Genomic DNA, 25826 nt, shown 5'->3' with positions numbered 1-25826 from the left:
AGGGGGACAGCACATGACCACCACCGATCCTCGCCTCGGCAAGGCTCTTGATCGCGCGCTTGACCTGGGGGAGATCGGCATCGCCGTGGCCGCCTACCACCGCGGCGAGCTGATCGCCGACGCGGTCGCCGGAGTCACCGACACCGCCACCGGCGCGCCCGTCGACGAGCGCACCCTGTTCCCGGTGTTCTCCGTGACCAAGGGCGTCACCGCGACCGCGCTCCACCTGCAGGCCGAGCGCGGGCTGGTCGACCTGCACGCGCCGATCGCCCGGTACTGGCCGGAGTTCGCCGCGGGCGGCAAGCAGGCCATCACGGTCGAGCAGGCCCTGTCGCACCGGGCGGGCATCCCGCAGATGCCCGAAGGCGTCACCCCGGAGCTGCTGGCCGACTGGGAGTGGATGACGGACCGGATCGCCGCCTTCACCCCGCTGTACGAGCCGGGCACGACCAGCGCCTACCACGTCCTGGTGTGGGGCTGGATCGTCGGCGAGGTCGTACGCCGCACCGATCCGGCGCACCGGCCCTTCGACGTCTTCGTCGCCGAGGAGATCTGCGCGCCGCTCGGCGTCACCGACTTCCACCTCGGCGTCCCCGATGACGACCTCGCACGGGTGGCCACCCTGTACGGCGGCAACACGTTCGCGATCACCGACGAGCACAACATCAGCCCCCAGGCCGTCTTCCCCGGCTCCGACGTGCACAACCAGCCGGTCATGCAGCAGGCCGTGGACCCCGGGGCGGGCGCGATCGCCACCGCGAACGCGGTGGCCAGGATCTTCGCGATGCTCGCCGAAGGCGGGCGGCTCGACGGCGTCCGGCTGCTGTCGCCCGACCGGGTCGCCACGTTCACCCGCCCACGCACGGACCCGCACGCCCCCGACCAGGTGCTGACCATCCCGGTGTGGTTCGGCGCGAACGGGTTCTGGCTCGGCGGCGAGCCGGGCGCCTCCGACCCGCTCGTGGGCGATCACCGCTCCGTCATCTACAGCCCCGGCGCGGGCGGCTCCGTCGCCTGGGCCGATCTGCGCGACCGGCTCGCGGTCGCGATCTGCCACAACAACATGGACGCCCCGGTGAGCGCGGGACCCGGCAGCACCTTCGAGCCCGTGGTGCGCGCCATCCGCGAGATCGTCGCCGAGCGTGAAGGGAGCCTGCGATGAGCACGCCCAAGGACCTGTTCGGCGGCGGCGTCGCCGTCATCACCGGAGCCGGTGCGGGCATCGGCGCCGGCCTGGCCCGGTACGCCGCCCGCGAGCTCGGCATGACGGTCGTGCTCGCCGACGTCGACGCCGCCGCGATCGCCGCTCTGCGCGCCGAACTGGAGCGGCACGGCGCCCGAGCCCTCGACGTCGTCTGCGACGTGCGCGACCCCGACGCCGTCGAGCGCCTGGCCGCGACCGCCTTCCGGGACGCCGGTCCCGTCAGGCTCCTGGTCAACAACGCCGGCGTCGAACAGTTCGGCTACCTGTGGGACACCCCCGTCGCCAACTGGGAACGCCTGGTGTCGATCAACATCAGCGGCGTCTTCCACGGCATCAAGGCGTTCCTGCCGCGCATGATGGCCGAGCCCGGCCGCTCGTGGGTGTGGAACCTGTCGTCCATCGGCGGCGTCAGCGCCGCCCCGCTGCAGGCGCCGTACATCATGAGCAAGCACGCCGTCCTGGCGCTCACCGAATGCCTGCGCCAGGAGGTCGAGCTCGCCGGGCACGGACATCACGTCCACGTCCAGGCCGTTCTTCCCGGCGCCGTGGCCTCGAACATCTTCGAGTCCGCCGGCGCCGTCGAGGACGGAGACGTCGCCGCCGCCGAGGACCACCGCGCGGCCATGCTGCGGATCAAAGCCCAGGCGATGGACCCCATCGACGCCGCCCGGGTGTTCTTCGACCAGGCCGCCGCGGACGAGTTCTACCTGCTGTCGCAGCCCTTCGTCGCCGACACCATGGCAGAACGCGCCGACACCCTGACCCGCCGCCGCGCCCCGCGCCTGCCGCAGGGCGAGTTCACCGTCCCCGCCTCATGACCTCGCCCGCCGAACTGGACCCGGACGCCGCCGCCATCGCCGCCGCCCTGGCCGACGTGCCGCCCATGCGCGAGCGCGGGCTGGCCGCGATCCGCCACGCCATGGAGACGATGCCGCTGCCCGCGGACCTGCCCGTCATGGCCGTCACCCAGGACCATCTGATCGACGGGCCGTGGGGGGAGATCCCGCTGCGCGTCCACCGCCCCACCCTCGACGAGCGCGCACCGGTGCTCGTCTACTTCCACGGCGGCGGCATGTGCCTGGGCTCCAACCACTCCTTCGAGCCGCTGGCCAGGCACCTGGCCCGGCACAGCGGCGCCACGGTGGTGTCGGTCGGATACCACCTCGCGCCCGAGTCGCCGCCCCCCGCCCAGTTCGACGACGCCTACACCGCCACCGTCTGGACCGCCGAACACGCCGCCGACCTGCACATCGACCCGGACAGGCTGGCCGTCGTCGGCGACAGCGCGGGCGGCACCCTCGCGGCGGCGGTCGCCCTGGCCGCGCGGGACCGGGGCGGGCCGGCGATCAGCTGCCAGGTGCTCGCCTACCCCGGCCTCGACCGGGACCTGGCCGCCCGGTCGATGGCGCGGTACGCGCAGGCGCCGATCCTCAGCCGGGACGACGTCCTGTTCCTCAACGAGAACGCCGACGCCGGGCAGGGCCACCCGGACAGCGCCTACCGCATCCCCGCCTACGCCGCCGACCTGAGCGGGCTGCCGCCGGCCATCGTGGTGACGGCCGCGTGCGACCCGATCAGGGACTGGGGCGAGCGCTACGCCCGCCGGTTGCGCGAGGCCGGCGTCCAGACCACCCACACCCGCTACCCCGGCACCTATCACGGCTTCCTCGCCCAGTCGGACCACCTCGCCCGAGGCCGGCTCGCCGTCGCCGAGATCGGCGCGCTGCTGCGCGCCAAGTTCGCCCACCCGCTGCCCTTCTGACCTAGGAGAACCCGTGGCCGATCCGTTCGCCCACGCCCGCGTGCTGGCCGCCGAACAGCTGTCGAGCGGCTACACCTGGGCCGAATGCCCGCGCTGGCACGACGGCGCGCTGTGTTTCAGCGACATGTACGCGCACCGCGTCGTCCGCCTGGACGACGACGGCACCCCGCACACCGTCCTGGACCTGTCGCGGCGCACGTCCGTCAACGGCACCGAGGTCATCCCCGGCGGGTTCGGCTGGCTGCCCGACGGCAGGCTGATCGTCACCTCCATGCACGAGCGGCTCGTCCTGGCCTTCGACGGCGAGCAGGTCACCGTCCACGCCGACCTGCGGGAGCTGGCGAGCGGGCCGATCAACGACATGGTCGTGGACGGCGACGGCCGCGCCTACGTCACCCAGCTCGGCTTCGAGCTGTTCCAGGGCGAGGAGCCGCGCGACTCGCCGCTGCTGGTCGTGGAGCCCGCCGGCACCGCACACGCCCTGACCGGCCTGGGCGGCATGTCCGGCGCGAACGGCATCGCGATCACCGCCGACGGCAGCCGGGTGCTGACCGCCGAGGCGTTCGCCAACCGCATCACCGTGCTGGACCGCGACAAGTACGGCCGCCTGACCGGCCGGCGCGTCTTCGCCGAGACGCCCTCCTTGCCGGACGGCATCTGCCTGGACGACGACGGCGGGGTCTGGGCCGGAATGCCCGGAGTGGCCGTCGCGCGCTTCGCCGACGGCGGCGCCATCACCGACGTGGTGCCCTTCGACCCCGCCGAGGCCCTGCCGCCCGCCTGCGTGCTCGGCGGCGCCGACCGGCGCACCCTGTACATCTGCACCGGCCTGGACGTCATGGACTGGGAGGAGTCCCGGCGCAACCGCCGCGGCACCATCTGGCAGGTACCGGTCCAGGCGAGCGGCGGGGCGAACCGCCCATGACCGAGAAGGGATCCACTGTGGACCTGCTTTCCTTCCATGACCGCGTGATCGTCGTGACCGGCGCGGGGCGCGGCATCGGCCGGGCGCACGCCCTGCTGCTGGCCGCCCGTGGCGCCGCCGTCGTCGTCGCCGACCTCGGCGCCCGCGTGGACGGCTCCGGCGTCGACGGCGACGACCCGGCTGCCGACGTCGCCGCCGAGATCCGCGCGGCCGGAGGGCGGGCCGTCGCCTGCCGCGCCGACGTCGCCACCGAGGACGGCGCCGCCGCCGTGGTCGAAGCCGCCCTGGCCGCGTACGGCCGGCTCGACGCGGTGGTGAACAACGCCGGCATCGTCCGGACCGGGCACTTCGACGAGATCCCGATCGAGGAGTACCGGCGCCACCTCGACGTGCACTTCTTCGGGACGCTGTACCTCTGCCGCGCCGCCTGGCCGCACCTGATCGCCTCCGGCAGCGGCCGGGTGGTCAACACGGTCTCCGCCGCGATGCTCGGCAACCCGCTGATGACCCACTACGGCAGCTCCAAGGGGGCCGTCTTCGCCCTCACCCGCAACCTCGCCATCGAGGGCGCCCCGCACGGCGTGCTGGTCAACGCCCTGGCGCCCGGAGCCGGCACCCGCATGGCCGAGAACTCGGCCGACTCGCTGTCCCCCGACGTCATGCAGTACCTGCGCACCCAGCTCCTGCCCGAGCACGTGGCCCCCGTGGCCGCCTACCTCACCCACCCCTCCTGCCGGGTGAGCGGCGAGGTCTTCAACGCCGCCGGCGGCACCGTCAACCGGCTCGCCGTCGTCACCACCGAGGGCATCCACGAGCCCGGCCTGACCATCGAGACGGTGGCCGAGCGGTTCGACGACATCATGGCCCTCACCCCGCAGGCGCGACCGGAAACCATCACCCTGACTTCGACGGAGAGATGATGACCACCCCCATCGAGTTCCCCTTCGCGCCCCGGCCCCCGGCCGAGGCCGTGGAACACCTGCGGCGCCTCATGGCCGACCGCCCCATGACCAAGGTCACCATGCCGTACGGCGGCGACGTCTGGATCGTGCACCGCAACCGGGCGGCCCGGCAGATGCTCAGCGACCGGCGCTTCGTCCGCGAGCCGTTCCGCACGGGGGAGCGGGAGGTGCCGTTCTTCGTGCCCTTCCCCGGCTTCCTGCGCACGACGCTGCAGTTCGAGGACCCGCCCCAGCACACCAGGCTGCGCAAGCTGGTGCAGAAGGCGATCTCGCCGCGGCGCGTGCGCGACATGCGCGACTCGGCGGTCGCCTTCGCAGGCGAGCTGATCGACGGCATGGTCGCGCGGGGCGGCGTGCGCAACCTCGTCGCTGAGTACGCGGTACCCCTGCCCATCGAGATGCTCAGCTCGCTGCTGGGCGTGCCCTCGTCGGACCGGGAGAAGTTCGAGCGGTGGAGCTCCTCCACCCTGTCGGTGGCCGGGAAGTCCGAGCAGGAGATCGCCGCCGACATGGGCGAGCTGGCCGCGTACATGACCGACCTGATCGCCAAGCGGCGCGCCGAACCCCGCGACGACCTGCTCAGCTCCCTGGCCCACGCCCACGAGCGCGACGAGACGCTCACCGACGCCGAGATCCTGCCCATCGCGTTCCTGCTCATCGTCGGAGGCTTCGACAACACCGCCAACTTCCTGACCACCGGCGTGCTGTCGCTGCTGCGCTCCGACGAGCAGCGGGAGCTGTTCCTGACCGACCCCGACGGCCTGGCACCCACGGCCGCCGAAGAGGTGCTGCGCCACGGCGGCTTCATGATGGGCGGCCCCGTAGGAGGCGGAGGCGGCCTGGTGCCGTTCGTCGCGACCGAGGACGTGGTCATCGACGGGCAGCTGATCGCCGCCGGGGAAGCGGTCAGCATGGACCCGGGCGCCGCCAACCACGACCCCGACGTCGTACCGGATCCGGGCCGCTTCGACATCACCAGGGCCGACAACCCGCACCTGATGCTCAGTTACGGCATGCACCACTGCCTCGGCGCGCCGCTGGCCCGCATGGAGCTGCAGGTCGGCCTGGCCGAGATCTTCAAGCGGCTGCCACAGCTGCGGCTGGCGGGCGAGCCCGTGGTCCGCCACGACGTGCTGACCCAGCCGATGACCGACCTGCCCGTCACCTGGTGAACGCGAGGAACAGCACCTTGCCGAAAGTGTTCTACACCCAGCCCGACGGCCGCCAGGACGTGATCGAAGCGGCCGCCGGTGACTCGGTGATGCAGACCGCCGTCCGCAACGGCGTCTCCGGCATCGTCGGCCAGTGCGGCGGGTCGCTGTCGTGCGCGACCTGCCACGTCTTCCTGGCCGAGGAGAACGCCGACGACTTCGCCCCCGTCGGCGACGACGAGGACGAGATGCTCGACTGCGCCGCCACCGAACGCCAGGGCAACTCCCGCCTGTCCTGTCAGCTCATCCTGCGCGACGGCCAGGAGGTCCACGTGACCGTCCCGGAAGCCCAGCTGTGAACCTGCTCATCGTGGGCGCCGGCCAGGCCGGCGCGCAGCTCGCCGGGACCGCCCGGGACCTGGGCTGGGAAGGACCCATCACCCTCGTCGGCCAGGAACCGCACGCCCCCTACGCCCGGCCCCCGCTGTCGAAGGCGTTCCTCAAAGGCGAGGCCCCGCTCGCCTCCCTCGCGCTGCGCAGCGCCGCCTTCTACGCGGACAAACGCATCGACCTGGTGACCGGGGAGCACATCGACCGGATCGACCTCGCCGGCGACGGCACGGGCACGGCCACCTCCGCCACCGGCCACCGCTGGAGGTTCGACCGGCTCGTGCTGGCCACCGGCGCGCGCCCCCGCCGCCTGCCGATCGAGGGCGCGGGCCTCGACGGCGTGCTGACGCTCCGCGACGTCCGCGACGCACAGGCCCTCGCCGGGCGCCTGGCCACCGCCACCGCCGTGGTCGTCATCGGCGGCGGCTTCATCGGCCTGGAGGTGGCCGCCACCGCCGCAACGGCCGGCATCCCGGCGACCGTGGTCGAAGCCGCGCCCGCCCTGATGAACCGCGTCGTCAGCAGGGCCACGGCCGACCTCGTCGCGACCGCGCACCGCGCCGCCGGCATACAGGTCCGCACCGGACTGCGCCCCGTCCGCCTGCGCGGCACGGACGGCACGGTCGACGCGGTGGAACTGGACGACGGCGAGGAGCTGCCCGCGGACCTCGTCGTGGTCGGCGTGGGCGCCCGGCCCCGCGACGAGCTGGCCCGCGCCGCCGGGCTGCGCTGCGACGACGGCATCGTCGTGGACGCCCGCTCCCTGGCCTCCGACGGCCGCACCATCGCCATAGGTGACTGCGCGAACCTGCCCGACCCGTCCCCCTGGTCGCACGACGCTCCACGGCTGCGGCTGGAGAGCGTCGACAACGCCATCGAGCAGGCCACCTCGGCCGCCGCCACGCTGGCCGGCCTGGACCGCCCCTACCGTGGCGTCCCCTGGTTCTGGTCCGACCAAGGCAGGCTCAAGCTGCAGATCGCCGGGCTGGCCCGCCCGGACGACGAGGTCGTCCTGCGTCCCGGCCGGCGCCCGGGACAGCACACGGCGCTGCGCTACCGGGGCCCGCGGCTGGTCGCCGCCGAATGCGTCAACAGCCCCGCCGACTTCCTCGCCGTGCGCCGGGCTCTCGGCGAGGGCATCTCACTGCCACCGGCGACGGCCAGGGACACCGCTCTGCCGCTGAAGGAGCACCTCGCCGCCGCACAACGTGCCGACACAGGTGAGCGAGAGCGCCGAGCATGAGTCGCGGCGGGCACCAGCTCGCAGGGGGCGGTGCTCATGTGGCCGGGCAGGTGTAGTGGTGCAGGCCGGGGCCGACGTCGACGGTGGTGCCGTCCGGGAGGGTGACGGTGGCGCGGGTGCCGGGCGGGACGGTGGCGGTGAGGTGGAACGTGCCGTCGTCGATCCGCCAGCGGCTGGCGATCCGCCCGTAGGGGCAGTCGAGCCGGGCTTCGGCGGAGGTGAGGCCGCCGCCGGGCCGGGGATGGAGGTCGAAGTGCCGGTAACCCGGCGCGTCGTCGCGCGGCCGGATGCCGGCGACGTAGCGGTGCAGGAAGGAGATGACGGCACCCTTGCTGTAGTGGTTCTGGGACGATTTGGGGGTGCCGTCGTCGGCGATGGCGTCCCAGTCCTCCCAGATCGTGGTGGCGCCGCGGTCGATCATCGCGAGCCACGACGGGACGCTGTCCTGGAACAGCAGCTCGTAGGCGACGTCGAGGTGGCCGGTGTCGGCGAGCACCGGCAGGAGGAACGGCGTGGCGAGGAACCCGGTGCCCAGGTGCGTGCCGGCCGCGCGGATCAGCTCGACCAGGCGCCGCGCGGTCCGCTCCCGCAGCGGCGGCGGCACGAGGCCGAACGCGAGCGCGCGCACGTGGGTGGCCTGGGTGTCGACGGTCAGCGTGCCGTCGGCGCGGATGAACTCCGCCCGCCACGCGGCCAGGACGTTGTCCGCGTAGGCCGCGTAGCGGGCCTCGTCGGCGTCCTTGCCCAGCACCGCGGCGGTGCGGGCGAGCAGCCTCGCGGACAGGTGGAGGTACGCGGTGGCCACGATCCCCTGGTCGATGGCCCAGAACGGCTGATCCTGCTGCGGCTCGGTCCATTCCCCCCAGTGGAAGCCGCTGTCCCACAGGTACTCCTCGTGCGGAGCCGGTCGCGGGCGGGCGGCGGCGCGCTCGGGATGGCGGCCCTCGCGGGCACGGGTGGCGGCGAAATCGACCCATCGGGTCATGGACGCGTACTGCTCGGCCAGAACGCGCTCGTCGGCGTAGGCGAGGTAGGTCTGCCAGGGCACGATGACCGCGGCGTCACCCCATCCCGCCGACCCGTTCATGTAGGCGTAGGTCTCGTCGGCGCGCCGGTCGTGGCCCGGTTCCGGGGCCCAGTTGGGGACGCGTCCGTCCGGCCACTGGTCGGCCGCGAGGTCGCGCAGCCACTTGATCGAGAACCCGGCCACGTCGTACAGGAACGCGGCCGTGGGCAGGAAGATCTGCCAGTCGCCGGTGAAGCCGGCGCGCTCGCGGGTGGGGCAGTCGGTGGGGATGTCGCAGGCGTTGCCGCGAAAGCTCCACACCGCCGCCTCGTGCAGCCGGTTGATCCGCTCGTCGCTGCACCGGAACCAGCCGGTGCGGCGCAGGTCGGTGTGGACGACCACGGCTTCGACATCCGGTGGCCCGTCGTGGCCCTCGACGCGCACGTAGCGGAAGCCGTGCGTGGTGTGGCGCGGCTCGAACACCTCGCCGCCCGCGGCGGTGACGCGGTCCCGCTGCCCGGTGTCGAGCTTCGTCCCGGTGGCGTGGTCCACGGCCGCCAGGTGGTCCATGGTGAGGTCGCCGTCGGGGCCGAGCGCCTCCCCGTGGGTCAGGGTGACCTGCCCGGGCGGTGCGCTCAGCCGTACCCAGCCGTTGATGGTCTGCCCGAAATCCACCACCTGCACGCGGGGACGCGGGCTGGTGATCGCCACCGGCGCGAGCGTCTCGATCCGGCGGACGGGCGGGGCGGGGCTGGTGGTCAGCCGGCCCTCGGTCGTCAGGTCCGGCAGCCTCACCTCCTGCCAGGCGCTGACGTCCAGCCCGGGGCGCGACCAGCCCGGGATCGCACGGGAGAAATCGCTCTCCTGGCCGTCCATGAGGTCGGCGGCGACGATCTCCCCGATGGTCGAGCGCCAGGCCGGGCCGGTACCGATCACCGCGTCACCGGCGTGGAGTTCGGCGAGGAAGGCGGTGCGCGTGCCGTACCCGTCGGGGATCCGCTCGTAGCCGGTCCGCCCCCGGTACCAGCCGTCCGACAGCACCGCGCCGATGACGTTGGATCCCGCGCGCAGCAGCGCGCCGACGTCATAGGTCTGCACGTGCAGGCGGGAGCGGTAGGCGGTGAAACCCGGCGTGAGCTCCTGGTCGCCGACGCGCACGCCGTTGACGAACACCTCGTAGACGCCGTGCGCCGTGGCGTACAGGCGCGCCCTGGCGGGCACCGCGTCGAGGGTGAACTCGTGCCGCAGCAGGTAGGCGGGGCGTCTGCCGGGCTCGGGTGTGCCGTCCTCGGCCGGTTCGATCCAGCGGGCCGTCCAGGTGCCGATCGTCCGCTCCCAGAACGAGGGCGCCGACCAGCCGCTCTCGCCGCGATCGGTCCAGACCTTGACCTGCCAGGTGACCCGCTGACCGGCGGCCGGTTCCGGCCCGGCGTAGGGAACCAGCACGCTCCGGTCGCTGTCGATCCGGCCGGAGTCCCAGTCCTGGGTGCGGATCCGGTAAGCGAGCTGATGGGCCGATCCTGCGGGCAGCCACCAGGACAGGCACGGCCGGGCGACGTCGGTGCCCGGCGTTTCGCCGAGGTGGTCCACCCTCAGCCGGCTCGGCGTGTTCACTGGGGCCTCCGGCTCAGCTCGATCATCTCCCGCACGGCCTGGTCCGGGAGCCGCACCCCCATGGGGCTGAGGAACTGGTGCATGGGCAGCGACTCGATCATCTTGAGCAGGTCCTGGTGCTCGGCGGCCGCGGCCCGCTGCTCCTCGGTCATGGTGGCCGCGACGTGCCGTATGAGCACCGGGCCCACCTGCGGGTGGGCGAACCATTCTCCGACGCTGGAGTCCATGGTGAGCTCCTTGGCGATCACTTCACCGGCGAGCTCGATCGTCTCCTCGACGACGACCTCCGAGGCGTTCTCACCGATCTGAACGGTGTAGTCGCCCGGCGCGACCAGCCAGCGGCCCTCCTTGACGTCCCAGTAGGCGAAGGCGCGGGCGTCCAGGTCGAAGGTCACGGTCGTGGACCGGCCGGGTTCGAGGCCGACCTTGGTGAAGGCGCGCAGTTCGCGAGCCGGGCGGCGGACCGGCCCGGCCTGCGTGGCGACGTAGAGCTGGACGACGTGCTTGCCGTACCGCCGGCCGGTGTTGGCGACGGTGACGGAGACGCGCGCGCTGTCGTCGCCGGTGACCCGCACCGTGAGGTCGCTGACCGCGAAGGTCGTGTACGTGAGCCCGTGGCCGAAGGGATAGCGGACCGGCCGCCCGGCCGTCTCGTGGTAGCGGTAACCCACCATGACGCCCTCGCCGTAGCGGACCACGTCCTGCTCACCGGGGAAGTTCAGGTAACTGGCGGTGTCCTGCAGGCGCATCGGGATGGTCTCCGCCAGCCGCCCGGAGGGCGCGGCGACGCCGAACAGCAGATCGGCGATCGCGCCCCCGCCCGCCTGGCCGAGCAGCCACCCCTCCAGGATGGCGTCCACCTCGTCGTGCCAGCCCTCCAGCGACACCACCCCGCCGTTGGACAGGACCACGACGGTACGGCGGGCCGCGGCGGCGGTGGCACGGATCAGCTCGACCTGTTCGGCGGGCAGATCGAGGCCCGCCCGGTCGTACCCCTCCGATTCGTCGAGGTCGGCCGGCCCGGCGAAGACGATCGCCAGGTCGGCGTGCTCGGGGTCGGCGGTGATGACCCGGTCTCCGGCGAGCCTCCTGATCTCCTCCAGCGGGCTGTCGACGCGGGTGGGGGTGACGTGGGAGCTGCCGCCGCCCTGGAAGCGCGGCTCGGTGGCGAAGGGGCCGAGGACCGCGATCGTCTGTACGTCCGCCCTGATGGGCAGGGTGTCACCGTCGTTCTTCAGCAGCACGGCGCATTCGGCGGCCAGCTCGCGGGCCAGCGCGTGATGGGTGTCGGCGTCGAACGCGGCAGGCTCCGGCCGCCAGGCACGCGCCATGGCGCTCACCCGCGCGACGGAGCGGTCGACGACCGCCTCGTCCAGCTCGCCGTCCCGGACCGCTTGGACGATCATGGCGTCGTTCGCGGGGTTGCCGGGCATCTCCAGGTCCAGCCCGGCCTTCAGCGCCGCGACCCGGTCGTTGACGGCGCCCCAGTCGGAGACCACGACGCCCTCGAACCCCCATTCCTCGCGCAGCACCCGGGTGAGCAGCCAGGGATGCTGGCTGGCGTAGACGCCGTTGACCTTGTTGTAGGCGGCCATGACCGTCGCGGGCGCGGCTTGCTTGACGACGCGTTCGAAGGCCGGCAGGTAGATCTCGCGCAGGGTGCGCTCGTCGATCTCGGCGCTGACCCGCATGCGGCCGGTCTCCTGGTTGTTGGCCGCGAAGTGCTTGACCGACGCGCCGACGCCGCCCGCCTGCAGCGCCTCGACGTGGGCGGTGGCCAGCACACCGGTGAGCAGCGGGTCCTCGGAGTAGTACTCGAAGTTGCGCCCGCACAGCGGCGAGCGCTTGATGTTCACCCCCGGCCCCAGGCTGATCTGGACGTCCAGCGCGCGAGCCTCGATGGCCACGGCGGCGGCCAGGCGGCCGGCGACGGCCGGATCCCAGCTGGAGCCGACCGCCACCGCGGGAGGAAAGCAGGTGGCGGGCAGGCTCTCGTGGATGCCGACGTGGTCGGCTTCCCCGGTCTGCCGGCGCACGCCGTGCGGGCCGTCGCTCAGCACGGCGGAGGGCACGTCGCCGACCGGCTCGGTGCTCCAGAAATCCCGGCCGGACAGCAGGGACGCCTTGTCTTGCAGGTTCACGAGAGGGCTTCCTTCAGGTCGTTGCGCAGTTCGTCGGAGACGCCGGGGATGAACGCGAGGGGAGTACGCGGCGGCCTCAGGTCACGGACGGCCGCTCCTCAGCGGACGGACTTGATGCGAAGGACGATCAGGCCGCCGGCCAGCGTGCAGGCGGCGGCCACGAGGTAGAGCAACGTGTAGTTCTTCTCCGCGCCGCCCGCTCCGACGGCCAGGAGCAGGGGCGCGAGGAACGGCGCGGCGGATTGCGGTATGGAGGTGGCGAAGCCGAAGACGCCCAGGTAGCGGCCCGCGTGGGTCTCCCGCTCGGGCAGCACGTCGAGGGCGAGGGCCTGGTCCACGGCGGAGAACACGCCCAGGCCCAGCGAGCTGATGATCGATCCGGTGAAGAGCAGCGGGACGTCGGACGACAGCGCCATGGTGACCGTGCCCAGGGCATAGATCACGCCGGCGGCCAGGACGAACGCGCGGCGGCGGCGCAGCTTGTCCGACAGGAAGCCGCCGCCCAGCGCGCCTCCGGCGGTGGCCAGCACGCCGATGCCGGAGATCGCCGCGATGGTGCCCGCGACCTGCTCGACGGTGACGTCCAGCCGGGAGGCGAAGAAGAAGGCGGTGAAAGTGGTGTTGAGCGTGAGCCCGAAGTAGAAGGCGAAGCGGCCCAGCCAGTTGAGGGAGAAGTCGGGAAAGCGCCGGACGCTCCAGGTGTACTTCAGCAGCAGCGACCGGGCGGTCAGCGGCTCGGCGGCGGGCAGGCCGCGGCTGTCGGCCTCGCCGGCCAGCCAGACGAACAACACCACGGACAGGACGCCGACCGCGCCCGGAACGAGGAACAGCAGCAGGGGGTCCCCGCCCAGGGCTCCGGCCAGGGCGACTCCCGCAACCGGTGCGACCAGCGTGGCGAAGCCGCACAGCCCGGCCACCTTGCCGCGCTGTTCCTCGGGCAGCCGGTCGGCCTGGGAGCTGTTCAATCCGCCGAAGGTGGTGCCCCAGCCGAGCTGGGCCAGCACCCAGCCGGCGCCGAGGACGAGGACGCTGGGCGCCGTCGCCATGACGACGAGGGAGACGACGCCCAGCAGCATGCCGCCGATGATGAAGGGGCGGCGGCGGCCCAGCCGGGTGCGGGTGCGGTCGCTCCACGTGCCGGACAGGGGTCCGATCAGGAGCGGCACGAGAGCGCCGATGCCGGTGATGTAGCCGAGATACTCCTCACGTCCGGGTGCGAGCTGGCTGACCTTGACGGACAGGGAGATGGCCAGCGGCGTGATGAAGGCCATGAAGACCCCGAACTGGCCCAGGACCATCAACCAGATGTATCGAGGGCCCACTCTCGGGAGGGTGGGTGTTGGCGATGCGCTGTCACCGGGGTGCAGGCTCATGTGGACCCCACAGAGGGAAGAGGCGGAGATGTGTCCCGGATGTTAACCACGTGCTACTAACACGTGCAAGTAGGTGTCGGAACATCATTCCGGGCAGGCTTCCGTCGCGCCGATCGTCGGCGGGTTGACGGTCCGGCTCGTCCAGGGTGTACGGTGACAGCACTAACACGTGTAAGCAGGGAGGGTTCGTCCGAGTGATCACCGTCCGATTCGAGCACCTGCGTGAACCGCTGGGCATCGGCACCCCCACACCCCGCCTGTCGTGGGCCGTCGAGACCGGCACGCCGGACTGGCGGCAGGGCGCCTACGAGGTCGAGGCCAGGGGCGAGCGAGTCCGGGTCGAGTCGGCCGAATCGGTCCTGGTGCCGTGGCCGTTCGCGCCGCTGGCGGCGCGCGAGCGCGTGGCGGTGCGGGTGCGCGTCGAAGGCCCCGGCGGGTGGTCGGCGTGGAGCGAGCCCGCGCACGTGGAGGCGGGGCTGCTGGCGCGGGAGGACTGGTCGGCCGCGTTCGTCAGCCCGGGGGAGGGCTCGCTGCTGCGCGGCGAGTTCGAGGTCCGGCGGGGCGTGCGCGCCGCCCGGCTCTACACCACCGCGCTGGGCGTGTACGAGGCGGAGCTGAACGGCGAGGTCGTCGGCGACCACGTGCTGGCACCCGGCTGGACCGCCTATCAGCACCGCCTGCGCTACCAGACCTTCGACGTGACGGACCTGCTGCGCGAGGGGACCAACTGCCTGGGCGCGACTCTTGGCGACGGCTGGTACCGGGGACGGCTGGGCTTCGAGGGCAGGCGGGCCTTGTACGGCGACCGGCTCGCCTGGCTGGCCCAGCTGGAGGTCGTCTACGACGACGGCACGGCAGAGCGGTTCGTGACGGATGAGTCGTGGCGGGCCGCGTCCGGGCCCCTGCTCTCCTCCGACCTGTACGACGGCGAGATCCACGACGCCCGGCTGGAACGCCGGGGCTGGTCGTCGCCCGGCCATGACGACTCCGGCTGGTCGCCGGTCGAGATCGTGGACCGCGACCTGGGCACCCTGGTGGCGCCGGAAGGGCCGCCGGTGCGCCGCACCGAGACCCTCGCCCCCGTCGAGAAGCGCGTCACCCCGAGCGGCGCCACCGTCTACGACTTCGGCCAGAACCTGGTCGGCCGCCTCAGGATCACCGCCACCGGTTCCGCCGGCGAGCGGGTGACGCTGCGGCACGCCGAGATCATGCAGGACGGCGAGCTGTGCGTCGCACCGCTGCGCACCGCCAAGGCCACCGACACCTACCTCCTGCGCGGCGACGAGCAGGGGGAGACGTGGGAGCCAAGCTTCACCTTCCACGGCTTCCGCTACGCCGAGATCTCGGGACCGGTGGACGACGTGGTGGCCGTCGTGTGCCATTCCGACCTGGAGCGCACGGGCTGGTTCGACTGCTCCGACCCGCTCGTCAACCGGCTGCACGAGAACGTCGTGCAGAGCATGCGCGGCAACTTCCTCGACGTGCCCACCGACTGCCCGCAACGCGACGAGCGCCTGGGCTGGACGGGCGACCTGCAGGTCTTCGCCCCCACGGCCTCCTTCCTGTTCGACAGCGCCGGCCTCCTGTCCTCCTGGCTCGCCGACCTGGCCGCCGAGCAGCGCGAGGACGGCCTGGTGCCGCACGTCGTGCCGAACGTCACCACCGCCTCCAACGCCGCCGCGGCCTGGGGCGACGCCGCCGTGATCGTCCCGTGGGTGCTGTATCGCCGCTACGGCGACACCGGCATCCTGCAACGGCAGTTCGCGAGCATGCGCGCCTGGGTCGAGCACGTCGCCCGCCTGGCCGGGCCGGACCGGCTCTGGGACAGCGGCTTCCAGTTCGGCGACTGGCTCGACCCCGCCGCGCCCGCCAACCGGCCCGAGCAGGCCCGCACCTACCCCGAGATCGTGGCCACCGCCTACTTCGCCCGCTCGGCCGACCTGCTCGCCCGGGCGGCCGAGGCCATCGGGCAGGACGCCGCTCCCCATCGGGAGCTGGCCGAGCAGGTGCGCCGCGCCTTCGCCGCCGAGTACGTCACCGGCTCCGGACGGCTGCTGAGCGACTCGCCCACCGCCTACGCCCTGGCCCTGGAGTTCGCCCTGCTCCCCGAGCCGGACCGGCGCGCCCGCGCCGCCTCCCGCCTGGTGGAGCTGATCCGCGCGAGTGGCTACAAGATCGCCACCGGCTTCGTCGGCACCCCGCTCATCTGCGACGCCCTGGCCGAGGCGGGCGAGACGGAGGCCGCGTACCGGCTGCTGCTGCAGCGCGAGTGCCCGTCCTGGCTGTATCCGGTCACGCAGGGCGCCACCACGATCTGGGAACGCTGGGACAGCCTGCTGCCCGACGGCACCGTCAACCCCAGCGGCATGACCTCCTTCAACCACTACGCCTTCGGCGCCGTCGCCGACTGGCTGCACCGCACGGTCGCGGGGCTGGCCCCGGCCGCGCCGGGCTACCGGGAGATCTCCGTACGTCCCCGGCCCGGCGGCGGGCTCACCCATGCCGCCGCCCGGCTGCGCACCCCCTACGGCCTGGCCGCCGCCTCCTGGCGTCTCGACGACGGCACGCTCGCCGTCGAGGCCGTCGTCCCGCCGAACACCACCGCGCACGTCACGCTGCCCGGCGGCGACCGGCACACGGTCGGCTCCGGCACCCACCGCTGGACCACCCCCTACGCCGAGACCCGAGCCGCCGCCGCGCCGCTCACCCTGGACAGCACCCTGGCCGAGGTGGCCGACCGGCCCGGCGCGATGCGCGTCGTCACCGGCGCCATCGTCCGGCACCTGCCGGAGATCGCCGAGTACGTGGAGACCGGCCTGGACTCCGCCGCCCAGAACATGACCGTCCGCGAGGCCATCGCCCTGATCCCGAACGCCGACCACCTGCCCGCCGAGATCGAGACCGGCTTCGCCGGGCTCCAGAAGGACTGACACCGTGCCGTTGATCGATGAGGCGGACCTGCTGCGCCGCCTCGCCGCCATGACCCTGAAGGAGAAGGTCGCCCTCCTCACCGGGGCCGACGCCTGGACGCTGACCCCGGTGGCGTCGGCCGGGCTGGCCGCGCTGGCCCTGTCGGACGGCCCCGTCGGGCCGCGCGGCACCTCCTTCGGCGGTGACACGCCGCCCTCGCTGCTGTTCCCCAGCCCCACCTCCCTGGCGGCGGCCTGGGACGAGGAGACCGCCTACGAGGCCGGGCGGCTGATGGGCGCGCGGGCCCGCGAGATGGGCATCCACGTCCTGCTCGCCCCCACGGTCAACCTGCACCGCTCGCCTCTCGGCGGCCGCCACTTCGAGTGCTACTCCGAGGATCCGCTGCTCACCGCCCGCATCGCCGTCGGCTTCATCCGGGGCGTGCAGTCGGCGGGGGTGGCGGCGACCGTCAAGCACTTCGTCGGCAACGACTCCGAGACCGACCGGATGACCTACGACGCCCGCATCGACGAGCGCACGCTGCGCGAGGTGTACCTGCCGCCGTTCGAGGCGGCGGTGCGCGAGGCCGGCGTCTGGGCGGTGATGGCCGCCTACAACCGCGTCAACGGCCAGAGCATGACCGAGCACCGTGACCTGCTGACCGGCGTGCTCAAACAGGAGTGGGGCTTCGACGGCGTCGTGGTCTCCGACTGGACCGCCGCCCGATCCTGCGAGGCCACCGCCCTGGCCGGGCTCGACCTGGTCATGCCGGGCCCGGACGGGCCCTGGGGGGACGCGCTGGTGGCGGCGGTCGAGGACGGCCGCGTCCCGGCCGAGGTCGTGGACGACAAGGTGCTGCGGATCCTGCGGCTGGCCGCGCGCACCGGCGCTCTCGAAGGCGTCCCCGCCACCTCCGCCCCGCCCGTTCCGGGCGACGTCCGAGACCGGCTGCGCGAGCTGGCGATCCGCGGCTCGGTCCTGCTGCGCAACGACGGCCTGCTGCCCCTGCGACCGGGCCTGCGCAAGGTCGCGCTGATCGGGCCGAACGCGGTGCGGTTCACCGCCCAGGGCGGCGGCAGCGCCCACGTCACCCCCGAGCACGTGGTCACGCCGCTTGAAGGGCTGCGCAGGGTGCTCGGCGAGGACACCGAGATCACCGTCCACGGCGGCGTCTTCCCGCACGCCAAGCTGCGGCCCCTGCCCGCCGGTATGGCCACCGACCCCGAGACCGGCGAGCAGGGCGTACGACTGGAGCACCGCACGGCCGGCGGCACCGTGCTGACGGCCGAGCACCGCGACCCCGCCCCCTGGTGGTTCCCGATCATCCTCGCCGACGAGGTCGCCGAGCTGGTCGTACGCACCCGCCTCACCCTGCCCGCCGCCGGCCTGCACCGGCTGTCGGTCCTGGGCACCGGACGCCACATCCTGCGCGTCCCCGGCAACGCCGACCAGTCCCATGAACGGCTCCAGGACGGCGACGACATCGCCGCCCTGCTGCTGAACCCGCCCTCCCACACCTTCACCTTCACCGCCGACGCGGGCCCGATCGACATAGAGCTGCTGATCCGCCCGCAACGCAACCTGCCCTACCCCGTCACCCTGACCGGGCTCGGCTACGAACCGCCACGCGGCACCGACGAAGAAGAACTGGAGGCCGCCCTCTCGGCGGCCCGCGCCGCCGACGTGGCGATCGTGCTGGTCGGCAGCGACGCCGACACCGAAACCGAGAGCCTCGACCGCACCGGCCTGACCCTGCCCGGACGGCAGGACGACCTGGTCCGCCTGGTCTGCGCGGCCAATCCCCGCACCGTGGTCGTGGTGAACGCCGGAGCGCCGTGGCTGATGCCCTGGGCGCACGAACCGGCCGCGCTGCTGTGGTCCTGGTTCCCCGGCCAGGAAGGCGGCGACGCCATCGCCGACGTCCTGACCGGCGCCGAACCCGGCGGCCGGCTGCCCACCACCTTCCCCGCCACCGAGGCCGACGTCCCGGTCCTGTCCACGCGGCCCGTCGACGGTGTGCTCGACCACGCCGAGGGCGACCGCATCGGCTACCGCGCCTACCGGCCCGAGGGCGTGCTGTTCCCGTTCGGCCACGGCCTGTCCTACACCACCTGGGAGTACCTGTCCGCCGCGCCCGCGGGCGACGCCGTCGAGGTGATGCTCTGCAACGCCGGCGACCGCCCGGGCCGCGAGGTCGTCCAGGCCTATCTGGAGCAGGACGGCGCTCTGCGCCTGGCCGGCTTCGCCGCCGCCGAAGCCGCACCGGGACAGACGATCACGGTACGGATCGGCATCGCCCCGCAGGAGCCGTCCGGCCGCCCGCACCGGCTGCGCATCGGCCGCTCCGCCTCCGACCTCCCTCTGACCTGCACTCTCTGACCTGCACCATCGGACCTGCACCATCGACTGAAACGGAGTGAACCCTCTCATGCAGCGACTCACCGACCGCCGCATCCTCATCACCGGCGCCGCCTCCGGCATCGGCCAGGCCACCGCACTGCGGCTGCTGGCCGAGGGCGCCCGCGTGGTGGCCGCGGACATCGCCGAGGACGGCCTGAAGCAGACGCTCGCCCTGGCGACCGAGCAGGGCACCGCCGACCGGCTCACCGTCACCCCCGTCGACATCGCCGACGAAGGCTCGGTCACCAAGGTGGTCTCCTCGGCGGTGAGCGCGCTCGGCGGCCTGGACGCCCTGGTCAACACCGCCGCCATCCTGCGCGGCGCGCACACCCACGATTGCTCCCTGGAGCTGTGGAACCGCATCATCACCGTCAACCTGACCGGAACCTTCCTCATGACCAGGGCCGCCCTGCCGGCCCTGCTGGAGTCCGGCCGGGGCGTCGTGGTGAACTTCAGCTCCACCGCCGCCTTCTACGCCCACCCGTTCATGGCCGCCTACTCGGCCAGCAAGGGCGGCATCGCCTCCTTCACCCACAGCCTCGCCCTGGAGTACTCCAAGCAGGGACTGCGCGCGGTCAACGTCGTGCCCGGCGGCATCAGCAGCGGCATCACCAACAACATCGGCTCCCTCGTACCGGAGGACACCGACTGGAACCTCTTCCTCAAGCTGACCTCCGCCATCAGCGACGGCCTGCCCGGCCCCGAGAACGTCGCCGGCGTCGTCGCCATGCTCGTCTCCGACGACGGCGCGTTCATCACCGGCACCGAGATCCGCGTCGACGGCGGCGCTCACATGTGACCTGCGACGCTCATCTGACCTCGGCCACGGCGGCCGGCCCTGCCCTCGCCGACGCGCCAGGCCCGCCGCCGGGCGCCTATCGGGACAGCCGCGTGCGGAAGGTGCTGATGATGGAGTTGACGATCAGCGTCGGCGGGCAGCCTGTGAGGGATCTGCACCACTTACACGTGATAGTAACCGTGACCTAGGGGCGCTATGAACGGCCGAGCGTGAGTCGCCCGCCGTGGCCCCTTCAGGCGGACTCGCGCTCGACCACCCGGATCCCGGCATCCGGCAGCACGTCAAGCTGTGAGGGCTCGCCGTTCAGCGCCCTGAGCAGGGCGGCGGCGATGCGCGCGCCGAGCTCGCCGCTGTCCTGGGCGACCGTGGTGAGCGGCGGGACCGCGAAACGGGCCGCCGGGATGTCGTCGGCGCCGATCACCGGCAGGCTCGTGCCCAGCTCCCGCATCCCGGCCAGCAACGCCAGGGCCACCTCGTCGTTGTAGGCGCACACGGCGGTCCGAGGCTGCCGCCAGCCCGCCACCGTCTCGGCCGCCGCGGCGGTGTCCAGGGGGATGGTCGAGACGATCGGTACCGGCAGGCCGGCCTCCGCGCACGCCTGCGCCGCTCCCTCGGCCCGCCCCTGACCCAGCGCGCTCAGTCGGGGGTCGTCGGGCAGGACGTAGGCGAGCCGGGTATGCCCCTTCCCGATCAGGTACTGCGCTTGGAGCCGGCCCACGCCATTGAGCCACAGCGTCGAGCCGACATCGTGGCCGCTCTGTTCCGGGGACGGCAGCACGGCCGCGATGTTCGCGCGCTTCATGCCGGCCCTTTCGCCGGCCGTGAACGGCCGCATGCCGAACACGGCCGCCGGGGCGAGCGCGGTCCACAGCCGCGCGAGATCGTCGTCCCGGCCGGTGTGCACGTGGGTGACGAGGGTCAGCCCGGCGCCGGCCAGCACCTGCGCGGCCCGGTCGACCAACTCCGCCATCGTGGGCCCCTGCGGCCAATCCGGCAGGACGAACAGCACGACGTCGCTGCGGCCGCTGCGCAGCGTACGGGCAGGCGCGTAGGGCGTGTAACCCAGTCGGGCCGCCGCCTGCAGCACCCGCTGCCGGGTGGCCTCGGGGATGGACTGTCCCGGCGTGTCGTTCAGGACGAAACTGACCGTGGCCCGCGACAGCCCCGCCTCCCGCGCGACGTCCACGCTGGTGATGCGGCGCTTGGTCTTCTTCTGGTCCGTCACTCTGCCCTCGTCCCGCCGTCCGTCCGTCGGGACGATGCTAACGCCCGCACGCTCGCTGGTAACACGTGCCAGTAATGCGGGCCCCTTAGGAGGAACCGGACCCTCAAGGATGCTGTGGCAGGCTGACGAAAGCGTGCTTCGAGGGTGCCGGCGGCAGTTCGGTGCTGGCACAGATGGACCGCAGAACTGTCGCGGTCCACGTGGTCTCGTGACAGGACACCGCCTGTTAGGCCCGCACGTTACCCGGCCGGTGGCACCTCAGAAGATCGAGCCGACCCGCGAGACGCTGCGCCACGCGGTGGCGGTGGTGGCGCGCCCGGATGGACGGCCGGTGCCGGCGTACCAGGGCCAGGTCAGGGCCAGCGACGAACACGTCCCTCGCGGCCTGCTGCTCCGCGGTCGGCTCAAGGGCCGTATGCGTCCTCTCGGTGGTTCGGCGAAAGTGCCGCACTATCGAGGGTGACCGCAAGGCTTCTCGTTTGCCGGCGGTTCGCGGGGTTTTGTGCTGCGATCACGGCTCCGGTGACTCCTCGCGCAGGGCGTTGCGCGGAGGTTCGGCCATCATGCCGCTGACCGGGACGGTGGTGGGCAGTTGGGGCTCGTCGAAGTAGCGGGCCTTATATCGGCGCAGCAGCGACTCCCCGTGCTCAGGCCAGGAGAAGTCCTTCTTCTTGAGGAGCTTGCCGAAGGCGACACCGGCGTTGTCCAGGTCGGGCTCGGTCGGGAGTTCGATGGCGGCGGGGGAGATGTCGTCGCCGCGGAGGTAGAAGGTCACGGTTTGGCGGTAGCGGCGCCGGTTGATCAGGGTGGGGTTGTCGAAGAGTTCCTCCAGAAACCGAACTCTAGGTAGAAGCTGATGCCTGTTTCCGGGTCAAGTGGATGGCCACCGTCTTTGCGTCAAGCAGGTCACCAGGAAGGGTGTGACGGGCAGAGAGGAGGTGTTGCGGGGCTGGGCCCGGTCCGCGCAAGCCCGCATGAAGGCGTCGTGGACATGCCCTGGATGCACGGCACCTTCGTCGCCGGCCCGGCCTTCGCCAAGGTGAAGCCGCTCTTCGATCGAGAGCTGGAGCTTTTGGAGCGGGACGACGATGATCTGGAGGCGTGGGAGGCGGCATATGACAGGTGGTGCGTCGTCGTGTGGCTGGGCCAGGCTCGCTGTCCGGTGACGCCGGTCTGTTGGGCTCGGGTGCAGGCGAGCCGGTAGGAGTCGGTTCCGGTCTCTCGATGATGGTGGCGTTATGGGCGAGCCGGTCAACGATCGCGGCACTCGTCTCCACCTGACCGGCCCCGTGCGACCAGTCCACCCGCGCGCCATCTGCTGGATGCGCCGTGCTGTTCCGACCTGGCTCCTGAGCGCCAGTCTCAGCAGAACCTGAACCCGATCACCGACGAGTTCGCCGCCTGGCATCGCGATCGAGAGGACCGCGGGCCGGAACGAGAAGACGCTGCCACGCTCGCCGACCACTGGTGGGTCGAACGGTGCATCGAACAGCGATGGCGGTCTCGCATCCGTCAGCCTGTTCGCCTTTCGGCTCGTCGGGTCAGCATCAGGCCGATGGCCATGCCTGCGCCGCAGACGAGGAAGGGCCAGCCGTACGGGCGGCGGGGCGCCCATCGGTCACGTGAACGGAGTATTGACACCCTTCAGGCCGAGTTCCTGGCACCCACGCGACCCCGGGGCGGACGGGTGGTTGCGCCCGAGCAGCGAAAAGCGAGATCATCACGCATGCTCGACCCCTTGCCCGAGGACGATGGGACTTCACCGACGGTTTCTGCGCCGCATTTCGTGGGTCGTGATCGGGAGATGGCGGCGCTTCGGGTCGCCTTGGCCCGGCCACCGGCGATCGTGCTGGTGGAGGGCGAGGCGGGGATCGGGAAGAGCAGGCTGCTGCGAGAGTGGCTGGCCGCGCCGGACCAGCGCACTGCCTTGGTCTCGGTGTGCCCACCGCTTCGCGAGTCGCTGACGTTGGGGCCGATCGTCGACGCGTTCCGTGGGATCGATCGCCCGGTGTCGCGATTGCGGCTCACCGAGCTCGCGGGCGCGTTACGGCCCCTGTTTCCTGAATGGTCCTCGGACCTGCCGCCCGCGTTGCAGCCTTTGCACGATGCGAAGGCGGCACGGCATCGCCTGTTCCGCGCTCTGGAGGAGCTGCTGCGGGCTCTGCGTGTCGACGTTCTCGTGCTCGAGGACGCTCACTGGGCCGACGAGGTGACCTTGGAGTTCCTGCTGTTCGTCGCCTCCCGGCAGCAATCGGACGGGCCGAGCCTCGTGATCTCCTATCGGCCGGAGGAGGTGGACGCCGGATCGCTGTTGCTGCGGCTGACGTCCCGGTTGCCTGCCGGCGTGACCCAGCTGAGGATCGCTCTGGCGCCGATGCGACCCGACGACACGGCAGCGCTGGTGTCCTCGATGCTGGACGGCAACCCGATATCGCAGGAGTTCACGACGTTCCTGCACGAGCGGACCGGTGGGGTTCCTCTGGTGCTGGAGGAGTCGGTTCGCCTCATGTGCGACCGTGCCGACCTCGTCTTCCGCGACGGACAGTGGGTCCGGCTGAAGCTGCGCAAGCTACAGGTGCCGCCAACGGTGCGCGACTCCACCCGGGAGCGGGTGGGCCGTCTGTCGCCGGCGGCGCAGCAGGTGCTGCGGGCCACGGCCACGCTGGCCGAGCGGTCATCGGTGGCCACGATCGCGATGACCGCCGGTCTGTCACCGGCTGCGTGCCGAGGCGCCATCGCGGAGGCGGCCGACGTCGGCCTCCTGGACGGAGACGACCGCGGCCAGTGGCGATTCCGGCACGTGCTGGCCGCCACGGCTGTCTACGAAGCGGTCCCGTTGACCGACCGCAGACACTTCCACCTGCTGGCCGGCCAGGCTTTGGAGGACATCCATCCGCCGCCTGTCGCACGCCTTGCCCACCACTTCCGTGAGGCGGGCGAGACACGGTCCTGGGCGCGGTACGCCGAGCAGGGTGCCGAGCTGGCCATGGCCTCAGGTGATCACACCAAGGCGGTCGACCTGCTGGTCGATCTGGTTTCGTGGTCCGAGCTGCCGCCGGCGGATCGGGCACGGGTCGCGCGCATCGCCGGAGTAGCCGCGCTGGGCCGTCGCGAACCGCTCGACGAGGTCTACCACCGCGTGATCCGTACCTTGCGCTCGGTGCTGGAGACCCCCGGTCTCTCCGCCCGCCAGCAGGCCGAGATCCGTAATCCCTTGGGCCGGCTCCTGATCATCGGGGGTGAGGCGCAGGCCGCGCTCAGCGAGCTCGAGCAAGCGGTGACCAACCTCGACCATGACCCGGTCGAGGCGGCCCGGGCCATGACCTATTTAGGATGGGCCTACGCGGGACCGTGGCCGGCGTCGACCCATCGGCGTTGGCTGGATCGCGCCGCTGAGCTCGCCGCCGAAGTCGATTCCCCCGCGGAGCGGCTGAACCTGGCCGGCAACCGAGCCGCCGCGTTGCTCATGCTCGGCGAGGAGGAGGCCTGGGACGTCGTCGCCGGCCTGCCCATCGACGGCGCGACCTCGGCGGAGCGTCTTGACGTGGCCCGCATCCACACGAATGTCGGGACCGGCGCACTGATCTGGGGCCGGTACGCCGACGCGGAAAAGCACCTCGCCGTGGCCATGCGCCTTGCCGAGGCCGAGCAGGCGTCCCGGCTGCAGCACAACGTCCGGCTCGAACAGGCCAACCTGGCGTGGTTCACCGGCCGGTGGGAGGGTCTGGCGGAGGCAAGCGCGGCGCTCGCCGATGCCGACCGGGACCGGCCGGCGCACTACCTCGGCAGCATTCGCCTCGCGGCCCGGCTGGCGGCCGCGGCCGGACGGCGGCGCGCCGCGGGGGAGCAGTTCCGGCTGGTCCTTGAGGAGTCCGCCCGTCTCGGTGCGGCCGACGACACGATGGAGGCCGCCGCTGCGCTGGCCAGACTGTGGCTGACGGACGGAAACAGCGGCCGGGCGCTGCAGATCACGAACGAGCCGATGGACACAGTCCAGAGAAAGGGCATCTGGGTCTGGGCGGCGGACCTCGTCCCCGCCCGGATCGAGGCGCTCCTCGTCGCGGGCGACCTGAAGGCCGCGACCCGCCTGGGCGACCAGTTCGCCAGAGGACTGCGTGGCCGTACGGCGCCTGCGCCTCGCGCCGCCCTCACCGTATGCCGTGCTCTGCTGGCCGCCGCAGCCGGAGACCACGCCCGCGCGGCGAGGGCGTACGACCGGGCGGCGCGCGCCTGGAACGCGTTGCCGCGCCCCTACGACGCCATGCTCGCCCGCGAGCGTCAAGCCGAGGCGCTCATGGCACTGGGCCGGATCGAACAGGGCCGGGAGCTGCTGGCCGCACAGTACGAGCAACTGTTCAGGCTCGGAGCCCGCGGCGATGCGGACCGTGTCGCACAGCGGCTTCGCGAACACGGCGCCGAGGTTCCGCGATTGTGGCGCGGCGGTCGACGGGGGTACGGCGACCGGCTCTCACCTCGTGAGCTCGACGTGGTCCGACTGGTCGTCGCCGGCAAGACGAACCGGGAGATCAGCCGGATCCTGGCCAAGTCGCCGGCCACGGTGGATCAACAGCTGCGCGCGGCGATGCGCAAGTTGAAGGTGAGTTCCCGAACCGCGCTCGCGGTCAAGGCGGTAGAGGCCGGAGTGTTCGCAGAAGAGGATTCCCTCGGCGACCTGTCGTGAAAATTGACGTATCCGCCGGATAGCGAAGGTCGCTCGTCAG

19 protein-coding genes are annotated in these 25826 nt (G+C 72.3%); 13 read left to right on the top strand and 6 right to left on the bottom strand.

Annotated elements, in window-relative coordinates; genetic code table 11:
- Positions 1 to 13 precede the first annotated feature (13 nt).
- From HCN51_RS37400 to HCN51_RS37365, 8 genes are read left to right on the top strand one after another with little or no spacing between them, the layout of a single operon-like run.
- Positions 14 to 1162: a serine hydrolase domain-containing protein gene (locus tag HCN51_RS37400; RefSeq protein ID WP_168016433.1), complete on the top strand. Its 1149-nt coding sequence runs from the start codon at positions 14 to 16 to the stop codon at positions 1160 to 1162.
- The gene (locus HCN51_RS37395; RefSeq protein WP_168016431.1) at positions 1159 to 2022 is read left to right on the top strand and encodes an SDR family NAD(P)-dependent oxidoreductase; all 864 of its coding nucleotides are present in this window, start codon (positions 1159 to 1161) and stop codon (positions 2020 to 2022) included. Before HCN51_RS37400 ends, HCN51_RS37395 begins: the two co-directional genes overlap by 4 nt.
- A complete protein-coding gene (locus HCN51_RS37390; protein ID WP_168016429.1) occupies positions 2019 to 2966 on the top strand; it encodes an alpha/beta hydrolase in 948 nt (315 codons plus the stop codon). Before HCN51_RS37395 ends, HCN51_RS37390 begins: the two co-directional genes overlap by 4 nt.
- Before the next feature lie 13 nt (positions 2967 to 2979).
- Positions 2980 to 3891 carry an SMP-30/gluconolactonase/LRE family protein gene (locus tag HCN51_RS37385; protein WP_168016427.1) on the top strand — a complete coding sequence of 304 codons (912 nt, stop codon included), beginning with the start codon at positions 2980 to 2982 and terminating at the stop codon, positions 3889 to 3891.
- Between the two features lie 17 nt (positions 3892 to 3908).
- On the top strand, positions 3909 to 4811 hold the full coding sequence (locus HCN51_RS37380) for an SDR family NAD(P)-dependent oxidoreductase (RefSeq protein ID WP_206068335.1): 903 nt from the start codon (positions 3909 to 3911) through the stop codon (positions 4809 to 4811).
- A complete protein-coding gene (locus tag HCN51_RS37375; protein ID WP_168016423.1) occupies positions 4808 to 6025 on the top strand; it encodes a cytochrome P450 in 1218 nt (405 codons plus the stop codon). Before HCN51_RS37380 ends, HCN51_RS37375 begins: the two co-directional genes overlap by 4 nt.
- 26 nt (positions 6026 to 6051) lie before the next feature.
- Positions 6052 to 6363: a 2Fe-2S iron-sulfur cluster-binding protein gene (locus HCN51_RS37370; RefSeq protein ID WP_346433930.1), complete on the top strand. Its 312-nt coding sequence runs from the start codon at positions 6052 to 6054 to the stop codon at positions 6361 to 6363.
- Positions 6360 to 7637, top strand: coding sequence for an FAD-dependent oxidoreductase (locus tag HCN51_RS37365; RefSeq protein WP_168016419.1), 1278 nt, complete (start codon positions 6360 to 6362; stop codon positions 7635 to 7637). Before HCN51_RS37370 ends, HCN51_RS37365 begins: the two co-directional genes overlap by 4 nt.
- Before the next feature lie 34 nt (positions 7638 to 7671).
- Here the strand turns inward: HCN51_RS37365 and HCN51_RS37360 are convergent, their stop codons facing one another.
- The 3 genes from HCN51_RS37360 to HCN51_RS37350 all read right to left on the bottom strand — a co-directional run bounded on the left by HCN51_RS37360 (position 7672) and on the right by HCN51_RS37350 (position 13720).
- Positions 7672 to 10257, bottom strand: coding sequence for a family 78 glycoside hydrolase catalytic domain (locus HCN51_RS37360; protein WP_168016417.1), 2586 nt, complete (start codon positions 10255 to 10257; stop codon positions 7672 to 7674).
- The gene (locus HCN51_RS37355) at positions 10254 to 12398 is read right to left on the bottom strand and encodes a glycoside hydrolase family 3 C-terminal domain-containing protein (protein WP_168016415.1); all 2145 of its coding nucleotides are present in this window, start codon (positions 12396 to 12398) and stop codon (positions 10254 to 10256) included. Before HCN51_RS37355 ends, HCN51_RS37360 begins: the two co-directional genes overlap by 4 nt.
- Before the next feature lie 98 nt (positions 12399 to 12496).
- Positions 12497 to 13720, bottom strand: a complete 1224-nt coding sequence (locus tag HCN51_RS37350) for an MFS transporter (RefSeq protein ID WP_206068334.1) — start codon at positions 13718 to 13720, stop codon at positions 12497 to 12499.
- A 245-nt stretch (positions 13721 to 13965) separates the two neighbouring features.
- Here HCN51_RS37350 and HCN51_RS37345 point away from each other — a divergent pair, with 245 nt between their 5' ends.
- From HCN51_RS37345 to HCN51_RS37335, 3 genes are read left to right on the top strand one after another with little or no spacing between them, the layout of a single operon-like run.
- Positions 13966 to 16701 (top strand): family 78 glycoside hydrolase catalytic domain, encoded by a 2736-nt coding sequence (locus HCN51_RS37345; protein ID WP_346433928.1) that lies wholly within the window; start codon positions 13966 to 13968, stop codon positions 16699 to 16701.
- 4 nt (positions 16702 to 16705) lie between these two features.
- Positions 16706 to 19060 carry a glycoside hydrolase family 3 protein gene (locus HCN51_RS37340; protein ID WP_346433927.1) on the top strand — a complete coding sequence of 785 codons (2355 nt, stop codon included), beginning with the start codon at positions 16706 to 16708 and terminating at the stop codon, positions 19058 to 19060.
- A 49-nt stretch (positions 19061 to 19109) separates the two neighbouring features.
- Positions 19110 to 19880, top strand: a complete 771-nt coding sequence (locus HCN51_RS37335; RefSeq protein ID WP_168016411.1) for an SDR family NAD(P)-dependent oxidoreductase — start codon at positions 19110 to 19112, stop codon at positions 19878 to 19880.
- A gap of 232 nt (positions 19881 to 20112) precedes the next feature.
- Here the strand turns inward: HCN51_RS37335 and HCN51_RS37330 are convergent, their stop codons facing one another.
- The 3 genes from HCN51_RS37330 to HCN51_RS37320 all read right to left on the bottom strand — a co-directional run bounded on the left by HCN51_RS37330 (position 20113) and on the right by HCN51_RS37320 (position 21880).
- On the bottom strand, positions 20113 to 21105 hold the full coding sequence (locus HCN51_RS37330) for a substrate-binding domain-containing protein (RefSeq protein ID WP_168016409.1): 993 nt from the start codon (positions 21103 to 21105) through the stop codon (positions 20113 to 20115).
- A 258-nt stretch (positions 21106 to 21363) separates the two neighbouring features.
- Positions 21364 to 21513, bottom strand: coding sequence for a hypothetical protein (locus HCN51_RS37325; protein ID WP_168016407.1), 150 nt, complete (start codon positions 21511 to 21513; stop codon positions 21364 to 21366).
- Between the two features lie 103 nt (positions 21514 to 21616).
- On the bottom strand, positions 21617 to 21880 hold the full coding sequence (locus HCN51_RS37320) for a hypothetical protein (RefSeq protein ID WP_168016405.1): 264 nt from the start codon (positions 21878 to 21880) through the stop codon (positions 21617 to 21619).
- Between the two features lie 210 nt (positions 21881 to 22090).
- Between HCN51_RS37320 and HCN51_RS37315 the strand changes: the two genes are divergently transcribed.
- Together HCN51_RS37315 and HCN51_RS37310 are read left to right on the top strand one after the other, a co-directional pair.
- Positions 22091 to 22309, top strand: a complete 219-nt coding sequence (locus HCN51_RS37315; RefSeq protein ID WP_168016403.1) for a hypothetical protein — start codon at positions 22091 to 22093, stop codon at positions 22307 to 22309.
- A gap of 522 nt (positions 22310 to 22831) precedes the next feature.
- Complete coding sequence (locus HCN51_RS37310; RefSeq protein ID WP_168016401.1) at positions 22832 to 25786, top strand: ATP-binding protein; 2955 nt, start codon at positions 22832 to 22834, stop codon at positions 25784 to 25786.
- Positions 25787 to 25826: the final 40 nt, after the last annotated feature.

The organism is Nonomuraea composti (assembly GCF_012034275.1).
Taxonomy (GTDB): domain Bacteria; phylum Actinomycetota; class Actinomycetes; order Streptosporangiales; family Streptosporangiaceae; genus Nonomuraea; species Nonomuraea composti.
Note: the sequence above shows the minus strand (reverse complement) of the source record. Positions and strands in the feature narration are given on the sequence as shown.

Bases quoted from the DNA above. Each gene is read 5' to 3' on its own strand.
- HCN51_RS37335 (WP_168016411.1), top strand. From the start codon at position 19,110: ATGCAGCGACTCACCGACCGCCGCATCCTCATCACCGGCGCCGCCTCC.
- HCN51_RS37390 (WP_168016429.1), top strand. From the start codon at position 2,019: ATGACCTCGCCCGCCGAACTGGACCCGGACGCCGCCGCCATCGCCGCC.
- HCN51_RS37375 (WP_168016423.1), top strand. From the start codon at position 4,808: ATGATGACCACCCCCATCGAGTTCCCCTTCGCGCCCCGGCCCCCGGCC.
- HCN51_RS37395 (WP_168016431.1), top strand. From the start codon at position 1,159: ATGAGCACGCCCAAGGACCTGTTCGGCGGCGGCGTCGCCGTCATCACC.
- HCN51_RS37400 (WP_168016433.1), top strand. From the start codon at position 14: ATGACCACCACCGATCCTCGCCTCGGCAAGGCTCTTGATCGCGCGCTT.
- HCN51_RS37310 (WP_168016401.1), top strand. From the start codon at position 22,832: ATGCTCGACCCCTTGCCCGAGGACGATGGGACTTCACCGACGGTTTCT.